The organism is Xanthomonas sp. A1809, from assembly GCF_017746015.1.
In the GTDB taxonomy this organism is placed as follows: domain Bacteria; phylum Pseudomonadota; class Gammaproteobacteria; order Xanthomonadales; family Xanthomonadaceae; genus Xanthomonas; species Xanthomonas euvesicatoria.
In genome coordinates, this window is record NZ_JAGHWZ010000016.1 from 78,524 (window position 1) to 100,534 (window position 22,011).

At 67.3% G+C, this 22,011-nt stretch carries 17 protein-coding genes; 5 read left to right on the forward strand and 12 right to left on the reverse strand.

The genetic code is table 11. The annotated features are described in order from the left end of the window. Nucleotides 1-125: 125 nt before the first annotated feature. The 5 genes from J7396_RS19020 to J7396_RS19040 form a co-directional block, all read right to left on the reverse strand. Nucleotides 126-605: a nuclear transport factor 2 family protein gene (locus J7396_RS19020; protein WP_008573078.1), complete on the reverse strand. Its 480-nt coding sequence runs from the start codon at nt 603-605 to the stop codon at nt 126-128. Nucleotides 606-663: 58 nt separating this feature from the next. Next, nucleotides 664-1,215 (reverse strand): glutathione peroxidase, encoded by a 552-nt coding sequence (locus J7396_RS19025; protein WP_209261912.1) that lies wholly within the window; start codon nt 1,213-1,215, stop codon nt 664-666. A gap of 153 nt (nt 1,216-1,368) precedes the next feature. Continuing rightward, the gene (locus tag J7396_RS19030; protein ID WP_109290613.1) at nt 1,369-1,770 is read right to left on the reverse strand and encodes a hypothetical protein; all 402 of its coding nucleotides are present in this window, start codon (nt 1,768-1,770) and stop codon (nt 1,369-1,371) included. A 191-nt stretch (nt 1,771-1,961) separates the two neighbouring features. Then, entirely contained in the window at nt 1,962-3,494 is a 1,533-nt protein-coding gene (gene rmuC, locus J7396_RS19035; protein WP_186379773.1) for a DNA recombination protein RmuC, read from the reverse strand. Between the two features lie 184 nt (nt 3,495-3,678). Then, a complete protein-coding gene (locus J7396_RS19040) occupies nt 3,679-4,686 on the reverse strand; it encodes a zinc-binding alcohol dehydrogenase family protein (RefSeq protein ID WP_209261913.1) in 1,008 nt (335 codons plus the stop codon). Between the two features lie 95 nt (nt 4,687-4,781). On the opposite strand from J7396_RS19040, the gene J7396_RS19045 reads away from it, so the two are divergent. The 5 genes from J7396_RS19045 (at nt 4,782) to J7396_RS19065 (ending at nt 9,194) form a co-directional block, all read left to right on the forward strand. Then, nucleotides 4,782-5,714: a LysR family transcriptional regulator gene (locus J7396_RS19045; RefSeq protein WP_209261914.1), complete on the forward strand. Its 933-nt coding sequence runs from the start codon at nt 4,782-4,784 to the stop codon at nt 5,712-5,714. Between the two features lie 336 nt (nt 5,715-6,050). Beyond that, the gene (locus J7396_RS19050; protein ID WP_008573091.1) at nt 6,051-6,281 is read left to right on the forward strand and encodes a hypothetical protein; all 231 of its coding nucleotides are present in this window, start codon (nt 6,051-6,053) and stop codon (nt 6,279-6,281) included. 161 nt (nt 6,282-6,442) lie between these two features. After that, nucleotides 6,443-7,063, forward strand: coding sequence for a glutathione S-transferase (locus J7396_RS19055; RefSeq protein WP_042774040.1), 621 nt, complete (start codon nt 6,443-6,445; stop codon nt 7,061-7,063). Between the two features lie 119 nt (nt 7,064-7,182). Further along, nucleotides 7,183-7,563 carry a hypothetical protein gene (locus J7396_RS19060; protein ID WP_008573095.1) on the forward strand — a complete coding sequence of 127 codons (381 nt, stop codon included), beginning with the start codon at nt 7,183-7,185 and terminating at the stop codon, nt 7,561-7,563. A 215-nt stretch (nt 7,564-7,778) separates the two neighbouring features. Then, nucleotides 7,779-9,194: an amino acid permease gene (locus J7396_RS19065; protein ID WP_057682045.1), complete on the forward strand. Its 1,416-nt coding sequence runs from the start codon at nt 7,779-7,781 to the stop codon at nt 9,192-9,194. A gap of 89 nt (nt 9,195-9,283) precedes the next feature. Here the strand turns inward: J7396_RS19065 and J7396_RS19070 are convergent, their stop codons facing one another. From J7396_RS19070 to J7396_RS19100, 7 genes are all read right to left on the reverse strand, one after another. Beyond that, complete coding sequence (locus J7396_RS19070; RefSeq protein ID WP_071118830.1) at nt 9,284-11,758, reverse strand: GH92 family glycosyl hydrolase; 2,475 nt, start codon at nt 11,756-11,758, stop codon at nt 9,284-9,286. A gap of 231 nt (nt 11,759-11,989) precedes the next feature. After that, entirely contained in the window at nt 11,990-14,854 is a 2,865-nt protein-coding gene (locus J7396_RS19075) for a TonB-dependent receptor (protein ID WP_244669751.1), read from the reverse strand. Nucleotides 14,855-15,591: 737 nt separating this feature from the next. Next, on the reverse strand, nt 15,592-15,981 hold the full coding sequence (locus J7396_RS19080) for a DUF2628 domain-containing protein (RefSeq protein WP_008573104.1): 390 nt from the start codon (nt 15,979-15,981) through the stop codon (nt 15,592-15,594). Nucleotides 15,982-16,092: 111 nt separating this feature from the next. Beyond that, nucleotides 16,093-17,841, reverse strand: coding sequence for a diguanylate cyclase (locus J7396_RS19085; protein ID WP_029820551.1), 1,749 nt, complete (start codon nt 17,839-17,841; stop codon nt 16,093-16,095). A gap of 112 nt (nt 17,842-17,953) precedes the next feature. Then, complete coding sequence (locus tag J7396_RS19090; protein ID WP_209261915.1) at nt 17,954-19,144, reverse strand: sugar diacid recognition domain-containing protein; 1,191 nt, start codon at nt 19,142-19,144, stop codon at nt 17,954-17,956. A gap of 235 nt (nt 19,145-19,379) precedes the next feature. After that, nucleotides 19,380-20,549, reverse strand: coding sequence for a glycerate kinase (locus J7396_RS19095; protein WP_209261916.1), 1,170 nt, complete (start codon nt 20,547-20,549; stop codon nt 19,380-19,382). A 25-nt stretch (nt 20,550-20,574) separates the two neighbouring features. Continuing rightward, nucleotides 20,575-21,885, reverse strand: a complete 1,311-nt coding sequence (locus J7396_RS19100) for an MFS transporter (RefSeq protein ID WP_008573112.1) — start codon at nt 21,883-21,885, stop codon at nt 20,575-20,577. Nucleotides 21,886-22,011: the final 126 nt, after the last annotated feature.

A 22,011-nucleotide genomic window follows, 5' to 3' on the forward strand; every position in this document is an offset into this window, starting at 1 on the left:
GCGAGTGATGAATGTAAAAGCCCGGGAGCTATCCCGGGCTTTTTTGTGTGTTAGGCACCAGGCGGACCCGTTGCGACGTCACGACGAACGCCCGCATTGCCAAGCGCCTCGGTGTGACAGCAGTGCTAGGTGCCGTCGTTGCGAGGCGGTGTCGGTACCGGTACCGCTGCATCCTGCGCAGCGATGATTTGCCACCGACCACTCCGCTTGATCCAGATATCGGTCCAGACATACCGGCCCGTAGACCCGTCTTTACGGGTCCACGTTTCGCTCCCGTGCGCGATTGCGGTCTCTCCGAAGAATCTGACGTTGATCTCGTCGAGTGTGTTGGACATGATCTGTTTGGCAGGACCGGTCTCGCGAGTGACCTGGGATTTATCGTATCTGCGGCCCTTGGTGTCAGTCCCGATGAAGTCGTCGGCAAAGTAAATCCTGCGCTTTGACCGATCTCCTGTCACGACAGACTCTGCCCAGTCGCGAGAACAGTCGACGATGTACCGCGCTGCCTGCGTGTCAGGGGTGGACGCCGTACCGGGCATGTGCGAGCAGCCAGTCACCATCGACAACGCGAGCATTGAAGAGCTGAAGAAGTGATTGAAGGTCATTGCCTGTTCCCTGGCTCCCGATAAGAACGTGACGCGTCATCGCAATGCCGCCAGCGCGCTATGCGTGGGTGGCCAGCGCCGTATCCACTGCCGCACGCAGGCGCGCATCGTCGGCGGGGATGTCCGGAGCGAAGCGGTCGATGATCTTCCCGTCGCGGCCGATCAGGAATTTTTCGAAGTTCCACACCACCCCGGGCGCGGGGTTGGGGGCGATGCCGTAGCCGGCCAGTTTTTCGCGCATCGGGCCGTCGCCGGTGGTGTGCGGGTGCGTGCTGGTCAGTGCGCGATACAGCGGGTGCGCCTGGTCGCCGGTGACGGCGATCTTGGCAAACATCGGGAAGGTGACATCGTAGGTGAGCTGGCAGAACTGCGCGATTTCCGCTTCGCTGCCCGGCTCCTGGCCGTTGAAGTCGTTGGCCGGAAACCCCAGCACTTCCAGGCCCTGTGCGCGCTTGTCGCGATACAGCGCTTCCAGGCCATCGTACTGCGGGGTCAGGCCGCACTTGGAGGCGACGTTGACTACCAGCAGCACCTTGCCGCGGTAGTCGGCCAGGGTGGTGGGCTGGCCGTCGATGCGGGTCACGGGAATGTCGTACAGCGTCTGGCTCATCGATGCGTCCTGGACAGGTAGAGCCGAGAGCATAAACGGCCAGGGTGGAGCGAGCGATGCCGCTGGCTCACGCGGCTGGCAGTTGTCTGCAGCGACGCCCACGGGCCGAACGGCTGACCGGCCAGGACACGCGTCCGGCCATTTTCGAAGCCCTCAATCGATGCACAACGCCGCCTGGCCCTTGCCGCCGACCACCTCCTGGCGGCAACCGAAACGATCGCTGTCGCGCTGACAGGTCCCGGTGGCCGCCGCGCCGTTCGGCACGATGCTGGTGGCCAGGCAGTCGCCGCTGCAATCGCTGTTGTCGGTGCAGGTCTTGCCGGCATCGGCATACGGCACGATGCAGCGCGGAATCTGCATGCGGCCGACCGGCCGCAGTTGGCCACCCTTTGCGGTGCAGGCAGCGGCGTCGGCGCTCGTCTGTGCAGCAGGGGCCTGCGCGGCTGGCGAGGCAGGGGAGGCGGTTGGCGCATTGCTGCAGGCAGTCAGCAGCAGCGCGCAGAGCCCTGCGTGGATCCATCGGGTCGCCATGTTGAAACTCTCGTCTTGAATCAGGTGGATGCAAGCATCGCGGTGGCGATGTCTGCACGATGTGCTGGCGATCGGCGCAAGCACGTGCCGCAAACCTGCATTCGTAGGAGCGTACCCGGGCGCGATGAAGCGTTATCGGTAAAGCGGCTCGCGCCCGGGTGCGCTCCTACGTGTGCTGTCGCCTGCGCAGGCCATGCATCGGCGTCTGCAGCCAATCACGCCTGCTCGTCGGTGCTGTCGTCTTCGCTGCTGGTGCCGGTGTCGTCGCTGCCATCGTCCAGCAGCGCCTGCGATTGCTCGCCGGCCAGGGTTTCCACCCCGCGCAGGCGGCGTTCAATGGTGCGGGTCTTGCGGCTGGCTTCGCCCAGGCTCTTGCCGACGGTGCTGATCTGCCGCTCGGCCTTTTCCAGAATGCCGGCGAACTTGCCGAACTCGCTCTTCACCGCGCCCAGCACCTGCCAGACCTCGCTGGAACGCTTCTCGATCGCCAACGTGCGAAAGCCCATCTGCAGGCTGTTGAGCAAGGCGGTAAACGTGGTGGGGCCGGCCAGCACCACGCGGTGTTCGCGCTGCAGCAGATCGACCAGGCCGGCACGCCGGATCACTTCGGCATACAGCCCTTCGGTGGGCAAAAACATCACCGCGAAATCGGTGGTGTGCGGCGGGCAGACGTACTTGTCGCTGATCGACTTGGCCTGGATGCGGATGGCGCGTTCCAGTTGCGCGGTCGATTGCTTGATCGCGTCGAGGTCGCCCTTTTCCTGCGCGTCGATCAGGCGTTCGTAGTCCTCGCGCGGGAACTTGGCGTCCACCGGCAGCCACACCACCTGCTCGTCGCCGCGTCCGGGCAGGCGGATTGCGAAATCCACCGCTTCGGCACTGTCGGGCTTGACCCGCACGCCGCGGGCGTATTGCTCCATCGTCAGCGTCTGCTCGAGGATGTTGTCCAGCTGCACTTCGCCCCAGCCGCCGCGGTCCTTGACGTTGGTGAGCACGCGCTTGAGGTCGCCCACGCCGGTGGCCAGCTGCTGCATTTCGCCCAGGCCGCGTTGCACCTGTTCCAGCCGTTCGGAGACCAGCTTGAACGAGGCATCCAGGCGTGTGTTGAGCGTGGTCTGCAGTTTTTCATCGACGGTGGCGCGCATCAATTCGAGCTTGCTGGCGTTGTCGTGTTGCAGGTTGGCCAGCTGTTGCTCGAGCGTGGCGCGCATCTCGCCGATGCGCAGTTCGTTGCGCTGGGTGAGTTCGTTCAAGCGCTGGCCCAGCGCTTCGGTGAAGCGTTGTTGCGATTGGCCGGCTTCCTGGCGGCCCTTGCGGGCGTCTTCGGCCAGCGCGTCGCGCAGCGCGGCCATGTGCGTATCGGTGCGCGCGATCAGTTCGGTCAGTTGCTGGCCGAATACGTGAATGCGGGTTTCCTGTTGCTGGCCGAAGCCTTCGAGCTGGGTGCGCAATTCGGTGAGCCGCAGGGTCAGCAGCTCGCCGGTGCGTTGTTGTGCAAGGCCGCTTTCTTCGCGCGCCTTGCGGGCGTCTTCGCCGAGCGCGTCGCGCAGCAGGTCCAGGCGTTGGTCGGTGCGCGTGGACAACTCGGTGAGGTTGCGCGCGAAGGTTTCCAGGCGGGCGTCCTGCTGCCGCGCCAGGCCTTCGAGTTGCTCGCGCAATTCGCCGCGGCCATCGCGTTGCTCGGCGCGCAGTGCATGTTCCAGCGCGGTGGTGGACGGACGTCGCAGCAGCGCCAGCAGCTGCAACACGAGGACTACGACAAGCAGCCCGAGAAGGATCAGGGATTGAGATGACATGCGCGCAGTGTAGCGGCGCCTGTCGCAATAGCTGCGTCGCGGACCTTGGCCAGCGGCGATCGCGTGCCAACGCTGAAGGGTGCGGCTGCACGACAGCGGCCATGCCAGAGCGCTGTCGTGCGTGAGGCCTCTGCGCTCAGAAGCCTTCCAGCACCAGCTTGCCGCGGGTGCGGTGCGATTCCAGCGCGGCGTGGGCGCGGCGCAGGTTGTCGGCGGTGATGCGGCCGTAGTGCTCGCCCAGGGTGGTGCGCAGCACGCCGGTATCCACCAGCTCGGCGACGCGATTGAGCAGATGGTGCTGGGCGATCATGTCCTGGGTTTCGAACAGCGAGCGGGTGAACATCAGCTCCCAGTGCAGCGACAGGCTCTTGCGCTTGAGCGGCAGCGCGTCCAGCGTGGCCGGGTCGTCGATCAGCGCCAGCTGACCTTGCGGGGCCAGCACCTCGACCAGTTGGGCGAAGTGCTGGTCGGTGTGGGTGAGGCTGGCGACGTGCTGCACCTGCGCGATGCCGATCCGCTGCAGGCCCTCGCCCAGCGGCTGGCTGTGGTCGATCACGTGATGCGCGCCGAGTGCGTGCACCCAATCCCGGGTTTCCGGGCGCGAGGCGGTGCCGATGACGGTCAGCTTGGTCAGCGTGCGCGCCAGCTGCACCAGGATCGAGCCCACGCCCCCGGCCGCACCGACCACCAGCAATGCCTGGCCTTCGCCGCCGCCTTCGGCAATGCCGAGCCGGTCGAACAGCAGCTCCCAGGCGGTGATGGCGGTGAGCGGCAATGCGGCGGCCGCAGCGTCGTCGAGCGTGGCCGGCTTGCGCCCGACCAGGCGCTCGTCGACCAGGTGGAACTCGGCATTGGTGCCCGGGCGGGTCAGCGCGCCGGCGTAGTACACCGCATCGCCGGGGCGGAACAGGCTGACCGCCTCGCCGACCGCATCGACCACGCCGCTGGCGTCCCAGCCCAGCACGCGCGGGGCATCCACCGCCGTGTTGCTGCGCACCTTGGTGTCGACCGGGTTGACCGACACGGCGTGGATGCGCACGCGCAGGTCGCGCGGGCCGGGGGTGGGCAGCGGCAGCTCGAGTTCGATCAGCGCGCGCGCATCGTCGATGGGCAGGCCGTGTTGCGGGTAGGCGATGGCTTTCATGGCAGGCGTCGTGCGGGAGGGAGTTGTATCGTCAACCACCTGGATTCACGGAAAAACCGGCAAACTGCACAAGCACTTTCACCACTGGAGTGAAGATGGTCCGCTTCGACGACCTGGCGCTGTTCGTGCGGACCGCGGCGCTGGGCAGTTTTTCCAGCGCAGCGCGCGAGGCCGATCTGTTGCCGGGACAGGCCAGCGCGGCGGTGGCCCGGCTGGAACGCGCGCTGGATCTGCGTCTGTTCGCCCGGTCTACGCGCAGCCTGCGGCTGACCGCCGAGGGCGAGCAGTACCTGCCCTATGCGCGCGGCGTGCTGGAGTTGCTACGCGACGGGCGCGAGCATGTGCGAGGCGCCGACAGCGCGCTGCAGGGGCTGCTGCAGGTGACGGCGCCGTCGGACCTGGGCCGCAACGTGCTGCTGCCGTGGCTGACCGAATTCCGCGCCGCGCACCCGAAGCTGACCCTGCGCCTGCACCTGTCCGATCAGGTGGCCGACCTGTATCGCGCGCCGGTGGATGTGGCATTTCGGCTCGGCCGTATCGACGGTGCAGAGCATGTGGCATTGCCGCTGGCACCGGACAACCGCCGCGTACTGGTGGCCGCGCCCGCCTACCTGCAGCGCCACGGGCGCCCCGCCACGCTGGATGCGCTACGCGAGCACGCCTGCCTGCTGTACGTGCTGGCCGGACGCGCCTACGACCGTTGGCAATTCGACCTGGACGGCCGCCGCCACGTGGTGCCGGTGCGCGGGGCGATGCTGTGCGACGACGCCGATGTGGTGCGGCGTTGGGCAGTCGCCGGCGAAGGCATTGCCTACAAGTCGTGGCTGGATGTGTGCGCAGACGTGCAGGCCGGGCGGCTGGAGGCGCTGTTGCCCGAGTGCGGCGATCGGCTGCCGCTGCAGCTGGTGTGCCCGCACCGCAAGCAGTTTTCGCCGGCGATCCGGCAATTGCATGCGCTGTTTGCGCAGCGCTGCCAGGCGCTGACGGCGTTGTACCCGCTGCAGGCCGATGGGGCTGGTATGGGGTGATGCGGTGATCGCAGTGGCGCGATCGGCGCGATCGCTTGGCTAGACAGAAGGCCGGCGGTCGATGCGATGCGCGCGCGAACGCACATCATCCACGCGCCACACCTGCATGCGCTGCGCCATCTGCCACACGCGCGGTACCTGCCATCACGGCGGCCCTCGCGTGGCCGGCGTGCAAACGGTGGCTGCACGGCTGCGCCATGACGCTGAAATGGCCAGCACACCTGTTTCGATGTCGCATGGCCTGCGGGCTGTAGCGCGTTATTGCCGTGTTCGTTGAAGCGCCCATCACTGCAGCGGTTCTAGCCTGCCGGCATGACCGCACCCCGCCCGGTTCGCATGCAGCGCTATGGCAATCGCGACGGCCACTCGGGCGTGGTGGCCTACGCGCTGGCCGACGACGCCATCGCCGTGCGCTTTCGCAGCGGCGAGACCTATGTGTATACCGCCGATAGCGCCGGTGCCGAGGCGGTCGCGACCATGCAGCGGCTTGCCACGGCCGGACGCGGGCTGAGCACCTACATCAGCCAGACCGTGCGCGATGCATACGCGGGCAAGATCGAGCTGTAGCGGCGCAAGAGTGCAGCGGCGAGAATGCACCGCTCTGCGACTGACCGCAGCGTGCATGGATGCACTCGGCTGCACGCGCTGCACAAGGCGCGTGCGGGGTTGCAGGCAGCACGGATCACCACCGCCAACGGCCGGCCATTACGCGCGTCACTGAGGAACACATGCTGGAGATCTACGGAAAGCCGAGCTCGATCAATGTGCGCAAAGTGTTGTGGTTGTGCGATGAGCTGGGGCTGGACTACACGCTGCATGCCTATGGCAGCGGTTTTGCGTCGGTGCAGACGCCGGAATTTCGCGCACTCAACCCCAATGCGTTGGTGCCGGTCATCCGCGCGGGTGAACTGGTGCTGTGGGAATCGAACACGATCTGCCGCTACCTGGCCGCGCGCAGCCAACGCGATGATCTGCTGCCGGCCGCGCCCGCCGCGCGCGCATTGGTCGAGCAATGGATGGATTGGCAGGCCACCGAACTCAATACCGCCTGGCGCTACGCATTCATGGCCACCGTGCGTGGCAGCGCCGCGCATACCGATGCGCAGGCGATTGCGGCGAGCGTGGAGCAGTGGAACCGCCACATGGCGATCCTCGATGCGCAGCTGCAGCGCGGCGGTCCGTTCGTCCTGGGCGCATGCTTTACGCTTGCCGACATCGTGCTGGGGGTGTCGACACAGCGCTGGGTCGCCAGCCCCATCGCGCATGCGGCATTGCCTGCGGTGGCGGCGTATTACGCACACTTGCAGACACGCGCCGGATTTCAGCGCCATGGCTGCACGGCACCGTGATGCTGCATGTCGCCTTTGTGCGAAGCGAACCAGACCACCGAAGCGATGCATGCAGCACGCTCGCACTGCATTGACCTGGGCATGGGTAGGGTGAGGGTCTGCTTTTGCGAGACTTGCCGATGACCACTGCCACCAACCAAACCCGCCTGCTGGCGCTTGGCCTGTTCGTTTTTCTGGGCACGTTCGCAGCGATCGTCTGGTACCTGATGCGCCCCTACGGCACGGCGTATTTTTTTCCGGTGCATTTTCTGATCGGAGCGGCGTTGCCGTTTTTGATCTACGCAATCGGCGGAACCCGGCTGTGGTTCTGGATGGGCATGGGCATCACCGCGTTGGTGCTGCTGTGGTTTAACCTGTGGGGCCATGACGCCAATGGCGCGGCGCCGCGGGTGCTGGACTGGAGCCACTTCGCTGCCGGTGTGGTCGGGCTTGCCGGTGCCTGGGCGGTGCAGCTGATCTATCGCAACGCGCGCCCGCCGCATCGCGCCTCGATTGAGTGAGCGGCAGTGTGGTGGGCGAACGCGTGCCGTCGATCGCGCACGCCGTGATGGATGGTGGTGCTTGGCCAAGGATAGGCACGATGCGCCGCGCATGAGTTGATGCCATCGCGTGCCCGCCTTGCCCGGGCATAGCCACCGCATGACCTTGGACCGATAGCTTTGCTGCGCTGCGTTGGGCGACACTCGCGCATTCTTTTGATTCCTGCGAGGTCCGCATGTCGTCTTGGCTCAGGCGCAAATCCATCGATCAGGTCACCGTGCACGAGACTGGCCGGCAACTGGTCCGCAGCCTGAGCTGGCCGCATCTGATCGCGCTGGGCATCGGCGCCATCGTCGGTACCGGTATCTACACGCTGATCGGCGTGGGCGCCGACAAGGCCGGCCCCGCGGTGCTGCTGTCGTTCGTGGCGGCCGGCATCGTCTGCGCCTGCGCGGCGCTGGCGTATGCGGAGATGGCCACGATGATGCCGGCTGCCGGCAGTGCGTATACCTACAGCTACACCGCGCTGGGCGAGAGCATTGCCTGGGTGGTGGGCTGGAGCCTGGTGCTGGAATACTCGCTGGTGGTCAGCACCGTGGCGGTCGGCTGGTCGGGCTATTTCGTCGGGTTCCTGCAATGGCTGGGAGTGGGCTTGCCGCATGAACTCATTGCCGGGCCGCATGCCGGCGGCATCGTGAACCTGCCGGCGGTGGTGATCACCTTCCTGGTGGCTGGCCTGTTGATGGCCGGTACCAAGGAAAGCGCCACGCTCAATGCCGTGCTGGTGGTGTTCAAGATCATCGCGCTGGGCGTGTTCGTGGCCATTGCGCTGCCGGCCTTCAACAGCGCCAACCTGCAGCCGTTCATGCCGTATGGCTTCTCCAAGGCAATGGGTCCCGATGGCGTGGAGCGCGGCGTGATGGCAGCGGCGGCCATCATCTTCTTCGCGTTCTATGGCTTCGATGCGATTTCCACCGCCGCCGAAGAAACCAAGAACCCCGGACGCGATCTGTCGATCGGCATCGTCGGTTCGATGATCGGCTGCACCTTGATCTATGTGCTGGTGGCGCTGGCGGCGGTGGGTGCGATGAGCTTTACCGTGTTCGGCAAGAGCCCCGAGCCGTTGGCGCTGATCCTGCGCGAACTCGGCCACGGCAAGGCGGCCCTGGTGATCGGTGCGGTGGCGATCATTGCGTTGCCGACGGTGTTGCTGGCGTTCTTGTACGGGCAGAGCCGCATCTTCTTCGTGATGTCGCGCGATGGCTTGTTGCCGCGCGGGCTGTCCAAGGTCAATGCACGCACCGGCACGCCGGTGGCGATCACGCTGTTCACCGCGGTGCTGGTGGCAGCACTGGCGGGCGTGGCCCGGCTGGACGAAATTGCCGCGTTGGCCAATGCCGGCACGCTGGCCGCATTCACCGCGGTGGCGGCTTGCCTGTTGGTGTTGCGCGTGCGCGAGCCCGGCCGCGCGCGCGCCTTCCGCACGCCGCTGGCGTGGGTGGTGGGACCGGTGGCGATCGGCGGCTGTCTGTACCTGTTCTGGAGTTTGCCGAGCAAGACGCAGGTCTGGTTCCTGCTATGGAATGCGCTGGGCGTGGTGGTGTACCTGGCATATGGGCGACGCAATAGCCGGTTGAATCAGGCGGGCTGAGCGTCCTTCTCTCTCCAAGGCACGCGCGCCAGTAGCGCGCAAGCTGTGCCTTTTCGCCCCGCAGGGAGAGGGCTTCAACCGCCGTGGTGTTACTGCGCCTGAGGTGTGGCGCAGAATGAAGTGGGCAATGCATCCGCTTGCGTACCCCAGCCTTGGGTGGGCGCCTGCGGGGTGAGCGCAAACGACAGCGTGCCGCCCTGCTGCAGCTGCGCCCAATCCAGGAACACCTGCGGCTGCGGCTTTCCATTCCAACGCACGCTGTCCACGTATTGCAGCGCGCGGCCGTTGGCGCCGGGCGCGTCGATGCGCAGGCGCTTGCCGTTGCCCAGATTCAGCGTGACCCGCTTGAAACGCGGTGCATGCAGCAGGAATTGCCCGCTGCCCGGCACTGCCGGATACAGGCCGAGCGCGCTGAACAGATACCAGGCCGACATGGTGCCAAGGTCGTCGTTCCCGGTGACGCCGTTGGGTGCATTGGTGAACAACTGCTGCGCGGCGCGCACCACGGTGGCGGTCTTCCACGGTTGCCCGATCAGCGTGTACATCCACGGTGCGTGCAGGTCCGGTTCGTTGTTGGGGTTGTAGCGGTACTGGTTGTAATAGCTGTACGGGCCGACCACCCAGTGCGTGCGTGCGGCAGTGAGCGGATCTTTCAGTAGATCGTCGTAGGCGAAGAAGGCGTCCAGGCGTTTACCGGTGTGTTCGCGGCCATGCATGGCCTGCAGCATGCCGGGGATGTCCTGCTGCACCAGCCACTGGTATTGCCAGGCGGTGCCTTCGTGGAAGCCGTGCTCGGAGCGTGGGCTGTAGCGATCGTCGGATGGCGCATACCAGCTGCCGTCTTCCAATCGCGGGCGCGGGAAGCCGGCAAAGCCGGTCTCGGTATCGCGCACATCCGCATCCCAGACGTTGTGCCAGTTGCCGCCGCGTTTGCGCAGCTGCGCGCTGTCATCGCCGTGGCCCAGCGCTTGCGCCATCTGTGCGAGCGCGCAATCGGCCAGCGCGTATTCCAGCGTGGCCGAACCGCCGTGATGCGGGTCCACGTCCATGCCCTTGGAGGGAAACGCACGGTCGTATTGCACGAAGCCGTTGGCCAGATAGTTGGCATTGCCCGAGCGCCCGGCGTGGCGCGAATTGATCGGCGGCTGGCCGAACGCATTCTGGCGCAGCGCTGCATACGCCTGCGCCTCGTTACCCTGCAACGCGCCGAAGCGCCACAGATCCACCAGGAACGGGGTGACCGGGTCGCCGGTCATGATGTTGGTGTCGTAGTTGGCATAGCCCCAACGCGGCAGCCAGCCGCCTTGCTGCTGGATCGCCAGCAACGAGCGGCCGATGTCGCGCGCGCGCGTTGGCTGCAGCAAGGCCAGCAGCTGGTTTTGCGAGCGGTAGGTATCCCACAGCGAAAAATACTCGTAGTAGGTCCAGCCATCGGCGCGATGGATCGCATCGTCGTAGCCGCGATAGCGGCCATCGGCATCGCTGCCGGTCAGCGGCTGCAGCAAGGCGTGATACAGCGCGGTATAGGCCACGGAACGCTCGTCGTTGCTGGCGCCTTCCACTTGCATGCTGGCCAACGCATTGCGCCAGCCCTGCTGCGCGCGTTGGCGCATCTGTTCAAGACTGAGCAGTTTGCCGCCCTGCATGCCATCGGCACGCAGGTTGCTGCGGGCGCCTTGCGCATCCACATGCGAGATGGCGCTGACCACAGTCACCGCACGCGCGCGCTTGTCTTTGCCCAGCGGGAAGCTGAGCCAGGCACCGTTGGGTTTGAGTTCGCCGCCCATGCCGTGACGCGCGCCGGGCACACCGCCCTCTTCGCCCCAGACGCCATGCGCGGTGAACGGGCGATCGAATTCCAGCCGGAACCAGGTGGTGTATTCGTGGCCACCGCAGAAACTCTGCGTGGTCAGTTTGCCCTCGACCACGCGGTCGCCGACGATCTGCACCTGGCTGCCGATCACCACATGGCGGTCGTTGGCCTGCGCCACGTTGACCAGCACATGGCCGGTGTCGGCGCCCGGCGCGAAGGTGTAGCGCTCGGTCGCGGCGCGGGTCAGCGCGCTGGCTTCGGCGTCGATGCCGCCGTAATCGGTGAGCCGTACCTTGTAATAGCCGGCCTGGCCGACTTCGCCATCGTGCGTGTAGCGCGCGGCATAGCGTTTCTGGTCGAAGGCCTTGGCATCGTTGGTGTCGAAGTCGCCCCCGGGGCCGATGCGGCCGATGACCGGCAGCAGCGAGACCTGGCCGCCCTGCTCCCAGCAGCCGGCGCCGGACAGGAACGAATGGCCGAAGCCGCGAATGCTGGGGTCGTCATAGCGCCAGCCGGCGTAGTGCGCGCCGATCGGGCTGACCTGGATCAGGCCGAATGGCGCCGAGGCGCCCGGATAGGTATTGCCGTCGTCCTTGCTGCCGATGAAGGTGTTGACCTGCGCCGGGTCTTGCGCGGCCAGCGGGCCGGACATGGCCACGCCAAGCAGGCACAGACCGACCGCGGCGCGGCGCCAGAACGGCGTGCGCGCAGCACGCGCGGTGGAACGGTTGGGCGGTACGACTGACAGCATGCAGAACCCCTTGGGGGAGAGGGCGGCCAAAGCCGCAGGTGGAAGGCGCGTGCCCGCCGCTGCGATGCGCAGCGACCGACGCACGACACGTGCGCGCAACACGAGACACCAAGGCGCCGGCATCGTCGTGCGTTTTGGCCGTGCCCGGAATCGGCAGGCATCTTGCGTGCCCGGACGATGCCGCAAACACCACCTGTCCATATCCGACGCACGCGTCGCCGATTGCGCGCTTCAAAAATCGAACACGTATTCTGCCGCGATCTCGCGCCCGACCGGGCTGAACAGGCGGCTGTTATAGAACTCGTAATCGAGTTTGTACGGATCCTTGTGGTTGTAGCCGGTGCTGTTGAAAACGTTGTTGACGTACAGGTTGAGCTTCATCGCCGGCGTGATGCGGTAGCCGACATTGACATTCCAGGTGATCGCCGGGCCGATGCGGCCGTAGTACTTGCGGGTGCTCTGGCCGAAGGTGGGGCTGGCCGGATCGGTGTCGGTGCAGTTGGCGCGGTCGTCGGGCACGCCGCCATCGGCGAACGGCACGCAGCCGCCGGGGTTGTCCAGCCGGTCCAGGCCCCAGTGCGAACGCACGCCCGGCACCGCGCCGACGCGATCGCCATAGACGGTGGCATTCCAGTTGCCGTACAGCCAGCTCACGCTGCCGCGCAGCTTGCTGCGGATGTCGCGGTCGCGACGCTCGGGATTGGGGTCGGTGCGGTAGGTCTGCTCGCGCATCGAGCGCAGGTTGGTGTAGTCGAGCCCCATCTGGAAATCGCCGACACCGGTCTTGAGCTGGTAGCGCGCCGACAGGTCGATGCCGCTGACATCGCGCTGGGCCAGGTTGATCGGCCCGCGCTCGATGGCGGTGATGGCGCCGGCCGCATTGCGCTGCACGCGCGCCAGGATCGAGGCGCAGTAATCGGCGCCGCCCGGGTTGGACCAGGCCTGGCCAGGCGTGATGGTCAGCCCGGTGCGGCAGCCGGCCTCGTCGCGCAGGATGGTGGTTTCATCGATGTCGCGGATCTCTTCTTCCAGATGGATGCGCCAGAAGTCGGCGGTCAACGACAGGTTCTCGAACGCATCCCAGACAAACCCCACCGTCCAGGAATTGCCCAGTTCCGACTCCAGATCCGGGGTGCCGCGGCGATTGATCGCGAAGGGATAAGTCACCTCGGTGTTGTCGCCGGTGCAGTTGTTGATCTGGTAGGCACCGCTGGCGATGCAGCGGTACTGGTCGAGCGTGCGCACCTGCGCCGAGCTGGGTTGTCCGAGCAAGTAATGCATGTCCGGGGCGCGGAAGCTGGTGGCGTAGCTGCCGCGCAGCAGCAGGCTGTCGATCGGCCGCCACTGCAGGCCGGCGCTCCAGGTGGATTCCTTCTGGGTGCCGATGTCCAACTGGTCGGCGGCGTCGTTGAATGCGGTGTAGTCGCCATAGCGATCAAAGCGGCCGGCCAGGGTGGCGGTGAGCGTGGCGGTCAACGGCACGCCGAACTCCAGGCCGCCCGAGTAGCGGGTGCGCTCGCCGCCGCCGCGGTCGACGTTCTGCACTTCGTAATCGACATTGGCACGCGGGTCCGGATTGAGCCGATACCCTTGCTGGGCCGCTTCCAGCACCGCGGCGAATTCGACCGGCCCGGCCCAGCCCTCGAACAGCCGACCGCTCAGGCTGAGCGCTCCCTGGTTGACCCAGGACGCGGCGCGGTTGACCGAATGCGCGCCGATCTGCGCGTACTGGCCTGGCGTCAGCGGGGTCCACCAGCGCGCGCGGTCCAGCGTGTAGGCCGGCAGCCCGTCCACCGTGCCCTGCTGCGGGCCCAGGAAGTAGTCGTTGGCGCGCTGCCAATCGACCGTGGAAATGCGCTCCTGTACCCGGTAGTACGAGCGCCCCAGCGAGGCTTCCCAGTCGAAGCGGCCGTCGGCCAGGGTGCCGCGCAGCCCGGCGCTGATGTCCCAGGAGCGCTCGCGATTGCGGTTGCGCAGGCCGGCCTGGCTGCCGACCTCGCTGGCGGTGAACTGGCGCACGCCGATCAGCTGCTGGCCGCTGGCGGTATCGTAAAAGGCCGGATAGTCCAGCCCGGCCGGCAGTTGCACATAGGGCGGCGAGGTGCCCCATTGCGCTTCGGAGTCGAACACCGCCAGGTTGGTCCAGGCCTGTACGCCGTTGCCGAACTCCCAGGTGCCGTACAGATACCCGGACAGGTCCTTGCCGCCGCTGCGCAGCAGCCATTGGCCGTAGTCGGCGCTCAGCCCGCACAGCTGGCCGGTATTGGTGGTGACGCCGGTATTGCGGTTGTAGAGCAGCCGGTCGGCCAGGTAGTACTCGCCGCCGAACTGATCGCAGGCACCGGGCGGCGGCGCCTGGCGGGTGCCGGTGGCATTGTCGATCAGCGCAATGCCGCTGCTGGGGCGAAACCCCACCCGCCGCTGTTCGGTGGTCCAGGCGCTATAGGGCGCATCGCTGGCATCGTCCATTTGAGGGCGGTCGCGGCCGAACAGCGGGTCGCGGCTGGTGTACTGCAGCGCGTAGGTCACGCTCCAGTGGTCGCCGGTGCGCCCGCCGGCCCAGGACACGTCGGCGGTGTCGCGGCCGCCCTCGGTGGAGGTGCCGCCGCGCATGCGGAACTGATCGCCGCTGTAGTTCTGCTTGAGGATCACGTTGACCACGCCGGCGATCGCGTCCGAGCCGTAGATGGCCGAGGCGCCGCCGGTGAGCACTTCCACCCGGTCCACCGCCGCGGCCGGGATGTTGCTGTAGTTGGACACGTTGCTCTGGCCGTTGTACGGCAACGGGTAATCGGCCACGCGGCGGCCGTTGACCAGCAACAGGCTGCGGTTGGGGCCGAGGTTGCGCAGGTTGAGCGGGCTGGCATTGGGCGTATGCGAGCCCCAGCTGACGTCCGCCTCCACCGTGCCGATGGCCTGGTTGAGCGTGCCGAGCATGTCGTAGACGGTGGTGAAGCCCTGGGCGCGGATCTCGTCGGCGCCGATGATCTGCACCGGCGCCGGGCCTTCGGCCTGCACGCGCTTGATGCGCGAGCCGGTGACGGTGACCGCGTCCAGCTGTTGCGGGGCGGGGGTCTGCTGGGCCAGGCCAGCCAGGGGCGACAGTGATGCGAGCAGCAGCGCCTGCGACAGCGGGTGTGGCGGCAATGGCGGAAAGCGGTCATTCAAGCGTCTCGTCGAGGGTGATGGTGCGACGGAAAGACAATGTCTTTTCAAACACTTGCGGGCGATGGGCGCGCTTGGATCGATCTAAAACCAGCAGAGCGGTGTGTCATGTGTTGGCAAAGATTAAGCATGCGGCAGCACCCACACCACGCCGCGACGCAACAATCCGGGCGGTCTCAAGCGCGTCTTCGAGGTAGAGACGTCTTTTGGATCAATGGTTTGGAGTATTAACCCAAACGCCTTGCCAGCTTCGCTAACGGATGAGTCCGGCTGTGACTTCCCGTGCCTGCCTGGACGGCAGTTGGTCCGGCGCCCATTTCCAGGGCCAAACGCCGCTGCGGCAGCCGTGGCGCTGCCGGATCGGAGGGTGCTCTGCGCCGACAACCCCGCTCGCAGCGTGCGCGGGAGGCTGCCCAGGACGCATGGCCGTGCAGCGAGGCCTATTCTCAAATCCTGGCGTTGCTGCGATCGCGTCTGCACCCGCGCGGCCTGAGTCGCGTACGGCGAGGATTGAATGCGCTTTTCCCGCGATCCCCTGCCATCTGGCATGCAAATGATGCCCACACGTTTGTCCTCAGGCCGGCGCGCTTGGCCCACAAAAAAGCCCGGTCACAGGACCGGGCTTGGCGGCAGGGCGTCGGTGGGAGGGTCCGCGGCCCGGCGGTGGCTTACCAGCGCATGCCTTCGAACGGGTTGAAGCTGGTGCTGCCCTTCACCTTGTCCAGGTAGTAGGCGTAGTTGGCGCTCATGCCGGCCAGCAGGGCCAGTGGAATGCTCAGCGCGTTACCGATCGATGCGGGCAGGAACGAGGCTACGATGCCGACCACCAGGCCGACGCCGATCAGGCCCAGCGCCTTGCGCCACAGGCCCAGGATGAAGAAATAGATGAAGCCGAAGAACAACGCGTAGAAGTTCATGCCCACCTTGAGCTTCTCCCCGAACGGCAGGGTCTTGAGCGCCTCTTTGTAGGCAGGGTCCCTGGGACCGCCGTGACGGTCGAAGAAGGCGAAGCGGAATTGCCACTTGGGGCTGAGCTGGGTGCGATCGAAGGTATCCATTCCAATCCATGTAGTTGTAAACGTTTACATGATAGGCGATCGCTTATTCATCGGCACGCTTCCCCGCAGCCGGTCACATGGGTCCGGTGCAGCTTCCGGGTGTTCGCAGGCTCAGCGCTGGTCGCTGGTGCCGGTGCCGCGGCGGGCGCGGCGCAGCGAGTACAGCGAGTGGTCGGCGCGATCGACCACCGCCGCCAGCGCTTCGCCGTCCTGGCGCAGGGCGGTGCCGAGGGTGAAGCGGATCGGCGCGTCCTCGATGGCCCCCATGTAGTCGCGCGTCAACGCATCCAGCTGTGCCTGGGTGGCCTGGTGCAGCAACACCAGGAATTCGTCGCCGCCCAGGCGTACCAGGCGGTCCTGGGTGCGCAGCGGCTGGTTGAGGAACCATGCCATCTGCACCAACACCTCGTCGCCGCGTTGATGGCCATGGGTGTCGTTGACCAGTTTGAACTTGTCCAGGTCCACCACGATGCAGCCCCAGCGCACGCTGGGGTCGCGCTTGTCCAGTTCGTCCAGGAAGCGGCGGTTGTAGCAGTTGGTCAGCGGGTCGGTGAACGACCATTCCAGCAGCTGCTTCTCCTGCCGGTACTGGTTGGTGATGTCCTGGGCATGCGCCAGCACCACCGTGGCGTCGGATTCCACGTCCAGCACGTTGTGGTACTGCCAATGGCGCAGGCTACCGTCGCCGGCCACCAGTTCGATCACTCCCGAATCCTGGCCATCGAGCACCATCCGCGAGAGGTACCCGCGCAAGGCGGCGTGGCGCTCGGGGCGCACGAATTCCACCAGCGAGCGGCCTTCCATCTGCTCGACGCTGCGGCCGAGCGAGCGTGCGGCGGCCGGGTTGATGCTGACCAGCCGGCCATGCATGTCGTGGGTGCAGATCAGGCCCAGGCTGTACTGGAACATCTTGCGGAACTTGCGCTCGCTGGCGGCCAGCGCGTCCACCGCCTGGTGCCGGTCGGTCACGTCCTGGACCGCACCGATCAGGCGCATGCGCCCATCCACGTGTTCCACCGATCCGGTGCTGTGCACCCATAGCCGTCGCCCGGTGGCGCTGGTCAGCGGCAGCTCCAGATCCCAGGACGTGCCGTCCCGCACGCAGGCTTCGACCGCTTCGGTGATGACCGCGCGCGCTTCCAGCGGATAGAAGCCGATCGCCTCGGTCAGGCTGGGCCGGTAACCGGGCGGAACATCGTGCAGGCGGCAGGTCTGGTCCGACCAGATCAGCGTGCCGCTGGCCACGTCCACCTCCCACCCGCCGACCCCGGCCACCCGGCCGGTGCGCTCCAGAAACGCTTCGCTCTCGCGCAGCCGCTGCTGCAGCTGGGCATTGGCCGCCTCGCGCTCGAGCATCACGCGGCGTTGCTCCAGGCCTTCGGCGGCCACCCTGGCCAGTTGCTGCAAGGCCTGCAACTGCGCCGGCTCCAGCGCGCGCGGGCGCTGGTCGATCACGCACACCGTGCCCATGCGTAAACCATCCGGCAGCACGATGGGGGCGCCGGCGTAATAACGGATACCGGGCGCATCGGTGACCAGGGCGTTGTCGTGGAAGCGTGGGTCGGCCGGCGCGTCGCGCACTTCCATCACCGCATCGCCCTGGATGGTGTAGGCGCAGAACGCCAGCTCGCGTGGGGTTTCCGAAACCCCCGGCAGGCCGATGTTGGCCTTCCACCACTGCCGATGTTCGTCCACCAGCGAGACCAGTGCGATGGGGGTACCGGCGATCGCCTGCGCGGCAGCGGCCAGCGCGTCGAAGAACGGCTCGGCGGCAGTGTCGACCACCTGCAACAACGCCAGACGTGCCAGGCGCTGGGCCTCGCTAGACGCAGATGACACGACGGTATCGCACTGGTTCAACGGAGCGCTCGCGGCCGGGCAATCCGCGCAGTCTAGCGGACTGCGCATACCAGCCAAGGCGGCGTTCCGTGCGCCACTGCACAGGGCAGCGTTGCGGCGGTTGTGGCCTCGCTCAGTCGGGGGCGTGCGCGTCGGTGTTCGGCGTGGTTGCGGCGCTGTCGTGGCGCATCTGCAGCGCCAGGTACAGGCGCATGCAGTCGTCGGTGTTGCCCAGGTCCACCGCGCACAGTTCCTGGATGCGCTGCATGCGGTAATCCAGGGTGTTGCGATGAATGCCCAGCGCCTTGGCGGTGGGGGCCATGCGCATGCCGGCGCCGAACCAGACCGACAAGGTCTTCAGCAACTGACTGCGACGGTCCTGCGCCAGCAGTGCCTGCAGCGGCTTGCGCAATTCCTCGGCCTGCCAGGCCTGGCGCAGGTCGTCCACCAGCACCGGCAGGCGGTAATCGTCGTAGAAGAAGGCGTCGGCATGCGGGGTGCGCGCCTTGCCGATGCGCATGGTGGTGCGCGCGATCTGGTGCGACAACGCCAGGCCGTTGGCCTGCGGAAAATACTGGCCCAGGGCCAACCGGATCCGCAGCCGGCTGCTGGCGCGCATGCGCTCGAGCAGGCTGTGCGCGCGACGGCGTTGCTCCTCCACGTCCCAGTGGCCACGCCGGTCCAGTGCCGGCTTGAGCACCACCAGCTCGTTGAGCGCGGTGGCGGCGATCAGGTTGCCGCGCTCGGGCGTGGACAGCAGGGTGTGCAGGCGCTGCAGTTCCACCAGCATCGCGTCCAGGTCCAGGCTATCGCTTTCCACTTCGATCACCGCGGCCACGCGCGGCAGGTCCAGCGCGATACCGAGCCACTCGGCCCAGCCGGCCAGCGCCGGGGTCGGGCCCTCGGGCCGGATCAGGCCCAGCGTGACCTCTTCGCGCAGGCGCGCGTCGCGGGCCAGCAGGCGCAGCAGCCCGGCCTGTTCCAGCATCGCTTCGGCGGCCATGCGCACCAGCTCGGCCTGCTGCCCGATGCGCTGCGGGTCGCCGGTCAGCCCGACGCAGCCGACGATGCGGCCCTCGGCGATCAGCGGCAGGTTGACGCCGGGGCGCACCGCATCCAGCTGCTGCGCCAGGGCGGCGTCGATCTCCACCCGGCCCTGCCGGGACAGCACCAGCAACGCACCTTCGTGCAGCTGGCCGATCCGCGCCGGCTCGCCGCTGGCGATGATGACGCCGGAGTGGTCCATCACATTGACGTTGCCGTCGATGATGGTCATCGCGCGGTCGACAATGGACTGCGCCAGGGTGCGGTCTAGCGTGAGCATGGGCGGGGGTCTGTTGCCGCGATCAGGAGCGGTCACGGTGGCATGTTCGCTTCGCGGATGTTCGGCAGGTGTGTGACGGGAGCAGTTGCGGCCGATGCCCGGGATCGGTGCGAAGAACGCTGACCGCCTTCGCGCGGATCGGTCGTACATGCCGTGGGCGCGCACCCTGTCCAGGAGGCCGCCCCGAACGCGAGCGCAGGCGCCCCACCCCTCCGAGCCACCCGGGGCACTGCCGTCAGCCCCGCTCGCGCCCCGACCCGACCTGTGCCAACGCCCCGCCCAGCTGCAGCGTCGCCGCCACGTTGCGCGCGGCGATGCGCACGTTGCTGGCGGCGTCGGCCAGTGCCTGTTCCACCGTGCAGGCGCGATGCACCACCGCAAACATCGCGTCGATGCCGTGCCCATGCAGCAGCGCGGCGCCGTTGCCCAGGCAACCGGCGATGGCGATCACCGGCTTGCTGTGTCGTTGCGCCACCCGCGCCACGCCCACCGGGGTCTTGCCGTGCAGGCTCTGGCTGTCCAGGCGGCCTTCGCCGGTGATGACCAGATCGGCCTGGGCGACCAGGGCATCCAGCCCGAGCGCCTGCGCGACGATCTCCACCCCGGGCCGCAACTGCGCACCCAGGTAGGCCACCAGCGCCGCGCCCAGGCCGCCGGCCGCACCGCCGCCGGGCAGGTCGTGCAGGCGCAGCCCCAGGTCGCGTTGCAGCACATCGGCGTAGCGCTGCAGGTTGCTGTCGAGCTGGCGCACCATGCTGGGGGTGGCACCCTTCTGCGGGCCGAATACCGCCGAGGCGCCGGTCGGGCCGATCAGCGGGTTGTCCACATCGCAGGCCACTTCGAACTGGCAGTCCTGCAGCCGCCGGTCCAGGTCCTGGGTATCGATCCGCGCCAGCGTCGCCAGCGCGCCGCCACCGGGGCCGATCGACTCGCCCTGCGCATCCAGCAGCCGCACGCCCAGCGCCTGCGCCAGGCCGGCGCCGCCGTCGTTGGTGGCGCTGCCGCCGATGCCGATGATGAAGCGCCGCGCGCCGGCGTCCAGGGCGGCCAGGATCAACTCGCCCACGCCCGCGGTACTGGTGCGCAGCGGCGCGCGCTCGGCCGGCGGCACCAGTGCCAGGCCGCTGGCGGCGGCCATTTCGATCACCGCGGTACGGCCGTCGCCGGTCAGGCCGAAGAACGCCTGCACCGGGGTGCCGAGCGGGCCGCTGACCGTGCAGTCGATCACCCGCCCGCCGGTGGCCGCCACCAGCGCATCGACCGTGCCTTCGCCGCCATCGGCGACCGGCACCTTGCGGTACTGCCAGTCGGGGAACACCTCGCGGAAACCGGCCTCGATCTGGGTGGCGACCTCCAGCGCGGACAGGCTTTCCTTGTAGGAATCGGGGGCGATGACGATCTTCATGGGCACACTCGCTGGGACGGACGCATCACTGGTTCACCGCGCGTGCCGGCACCCGCAGCACCAGCGCGGCGCCCAGCAGCATGGCCCCGGCCAGCACATACAGCGCCAGCTCGGTGCTGTGGGTGGCGTCCTTGATCCAGCCCACCAGGTACGGGCTGACGAAGCCGGCGACCTGGCCGGTGGAGTTGATCAGCGCCAGCCCACCAGCCGCGGCGGCGGCGGTGAGAAAGCCGTTGGTCAGCGGCCAGAACAGCGGCAAGCCGCTGACCGCCCCCATCGTGGCCAGGGTCATGCCGAACACCGCCAGGCCCAGGTTGTCGGTGACGCTGGCGGCGATGCACAGCCCGGCCGCTCCCATCAGCAACGGGAGTACCAGGTGCCAGCGGCGCTCGCAGCGGCGATCGGCCGAGCGGCCCATCAGCACCATGAACACCGCCGCGGCCAGGTACGGGATGGCGCTCATCAGGCCGATCCGGGTGGGGTCGGTGACGCCGCTGCCCTGGATGATCGACGGCAGCCAGAAGTTGATCGCATACACCCCGCTCTGGATGCAGAAGTACACCGTGCCCAGCAGCCACACCGCCGGATTGCGCAGCACTGCGCCCAGCGAGGTGGACGCGCCGGCCGGCTTGCCTGCTTCGTCCTCGGCCAGCACGCGTGCCAAGGCCTGTTTTTCCTGCGGGTTGAGCCAGCTGGCCTGTTGCACGCCGTCGCTGAGCAGGAACCACACCCCGATGCCCAGCAACACGGTCGGCAGGCCCTGCAACAGGAACATCCATTGCCAGCCGGCCAGGCCGCCCTGCCCGGCCGAGAAGTGATCCAGGATCCAGCCGGACAACGGCCCGCCCAGCACCCCGGAGATCGGGATCGCCGACATGAACACGGTCATGACCCGGCCATGCCGGGCACGCGGGAACCAGCGGGTCAGGTACAGCACGATGCCGGGAAAGAAGCCCGCCTCGGCCGCACCGGTGAGCAGGCGCAGGGTGTAGAACCCGGCCGGGGTGCGCACGAACAGCAGGCAGGTGGAGAGCAGGCCCCAGCTGACCATCATGATCGCCACCCAGCGCCGGGCACCGATGCGCTGCAGGATCAGATTGCTCGGCACCCCGCAGGCCAGGTAACCGATGAAGAAAATGCCCGCGCCCAGCCCGTACACGGTCTCGCTCATGCCCAGGTCGCCCAGCATCTGCAGCTTGGCAAAGCCCACGTTGACCCGGTCCAGGTAATTGAACAGGTAGCAGACGAACAGGAACGGGATCAGCCGCCACAGGATCTTGCGGTAGGTCGGACCCATGTCATCGGAGGGCGGCAGGGGCCGGGTGGCTTGGGTCATCGCACGCTCCAGCAGTCGGAAGGCCAGCCGGTGCGCAGTGCGGCAGCACCGACACCAGGCAGGTGGTCGACGCATTCTAGATTGAGCGTTTTCCCGGAATCATCGTCAGGGTGTTGCCTGTCTGCG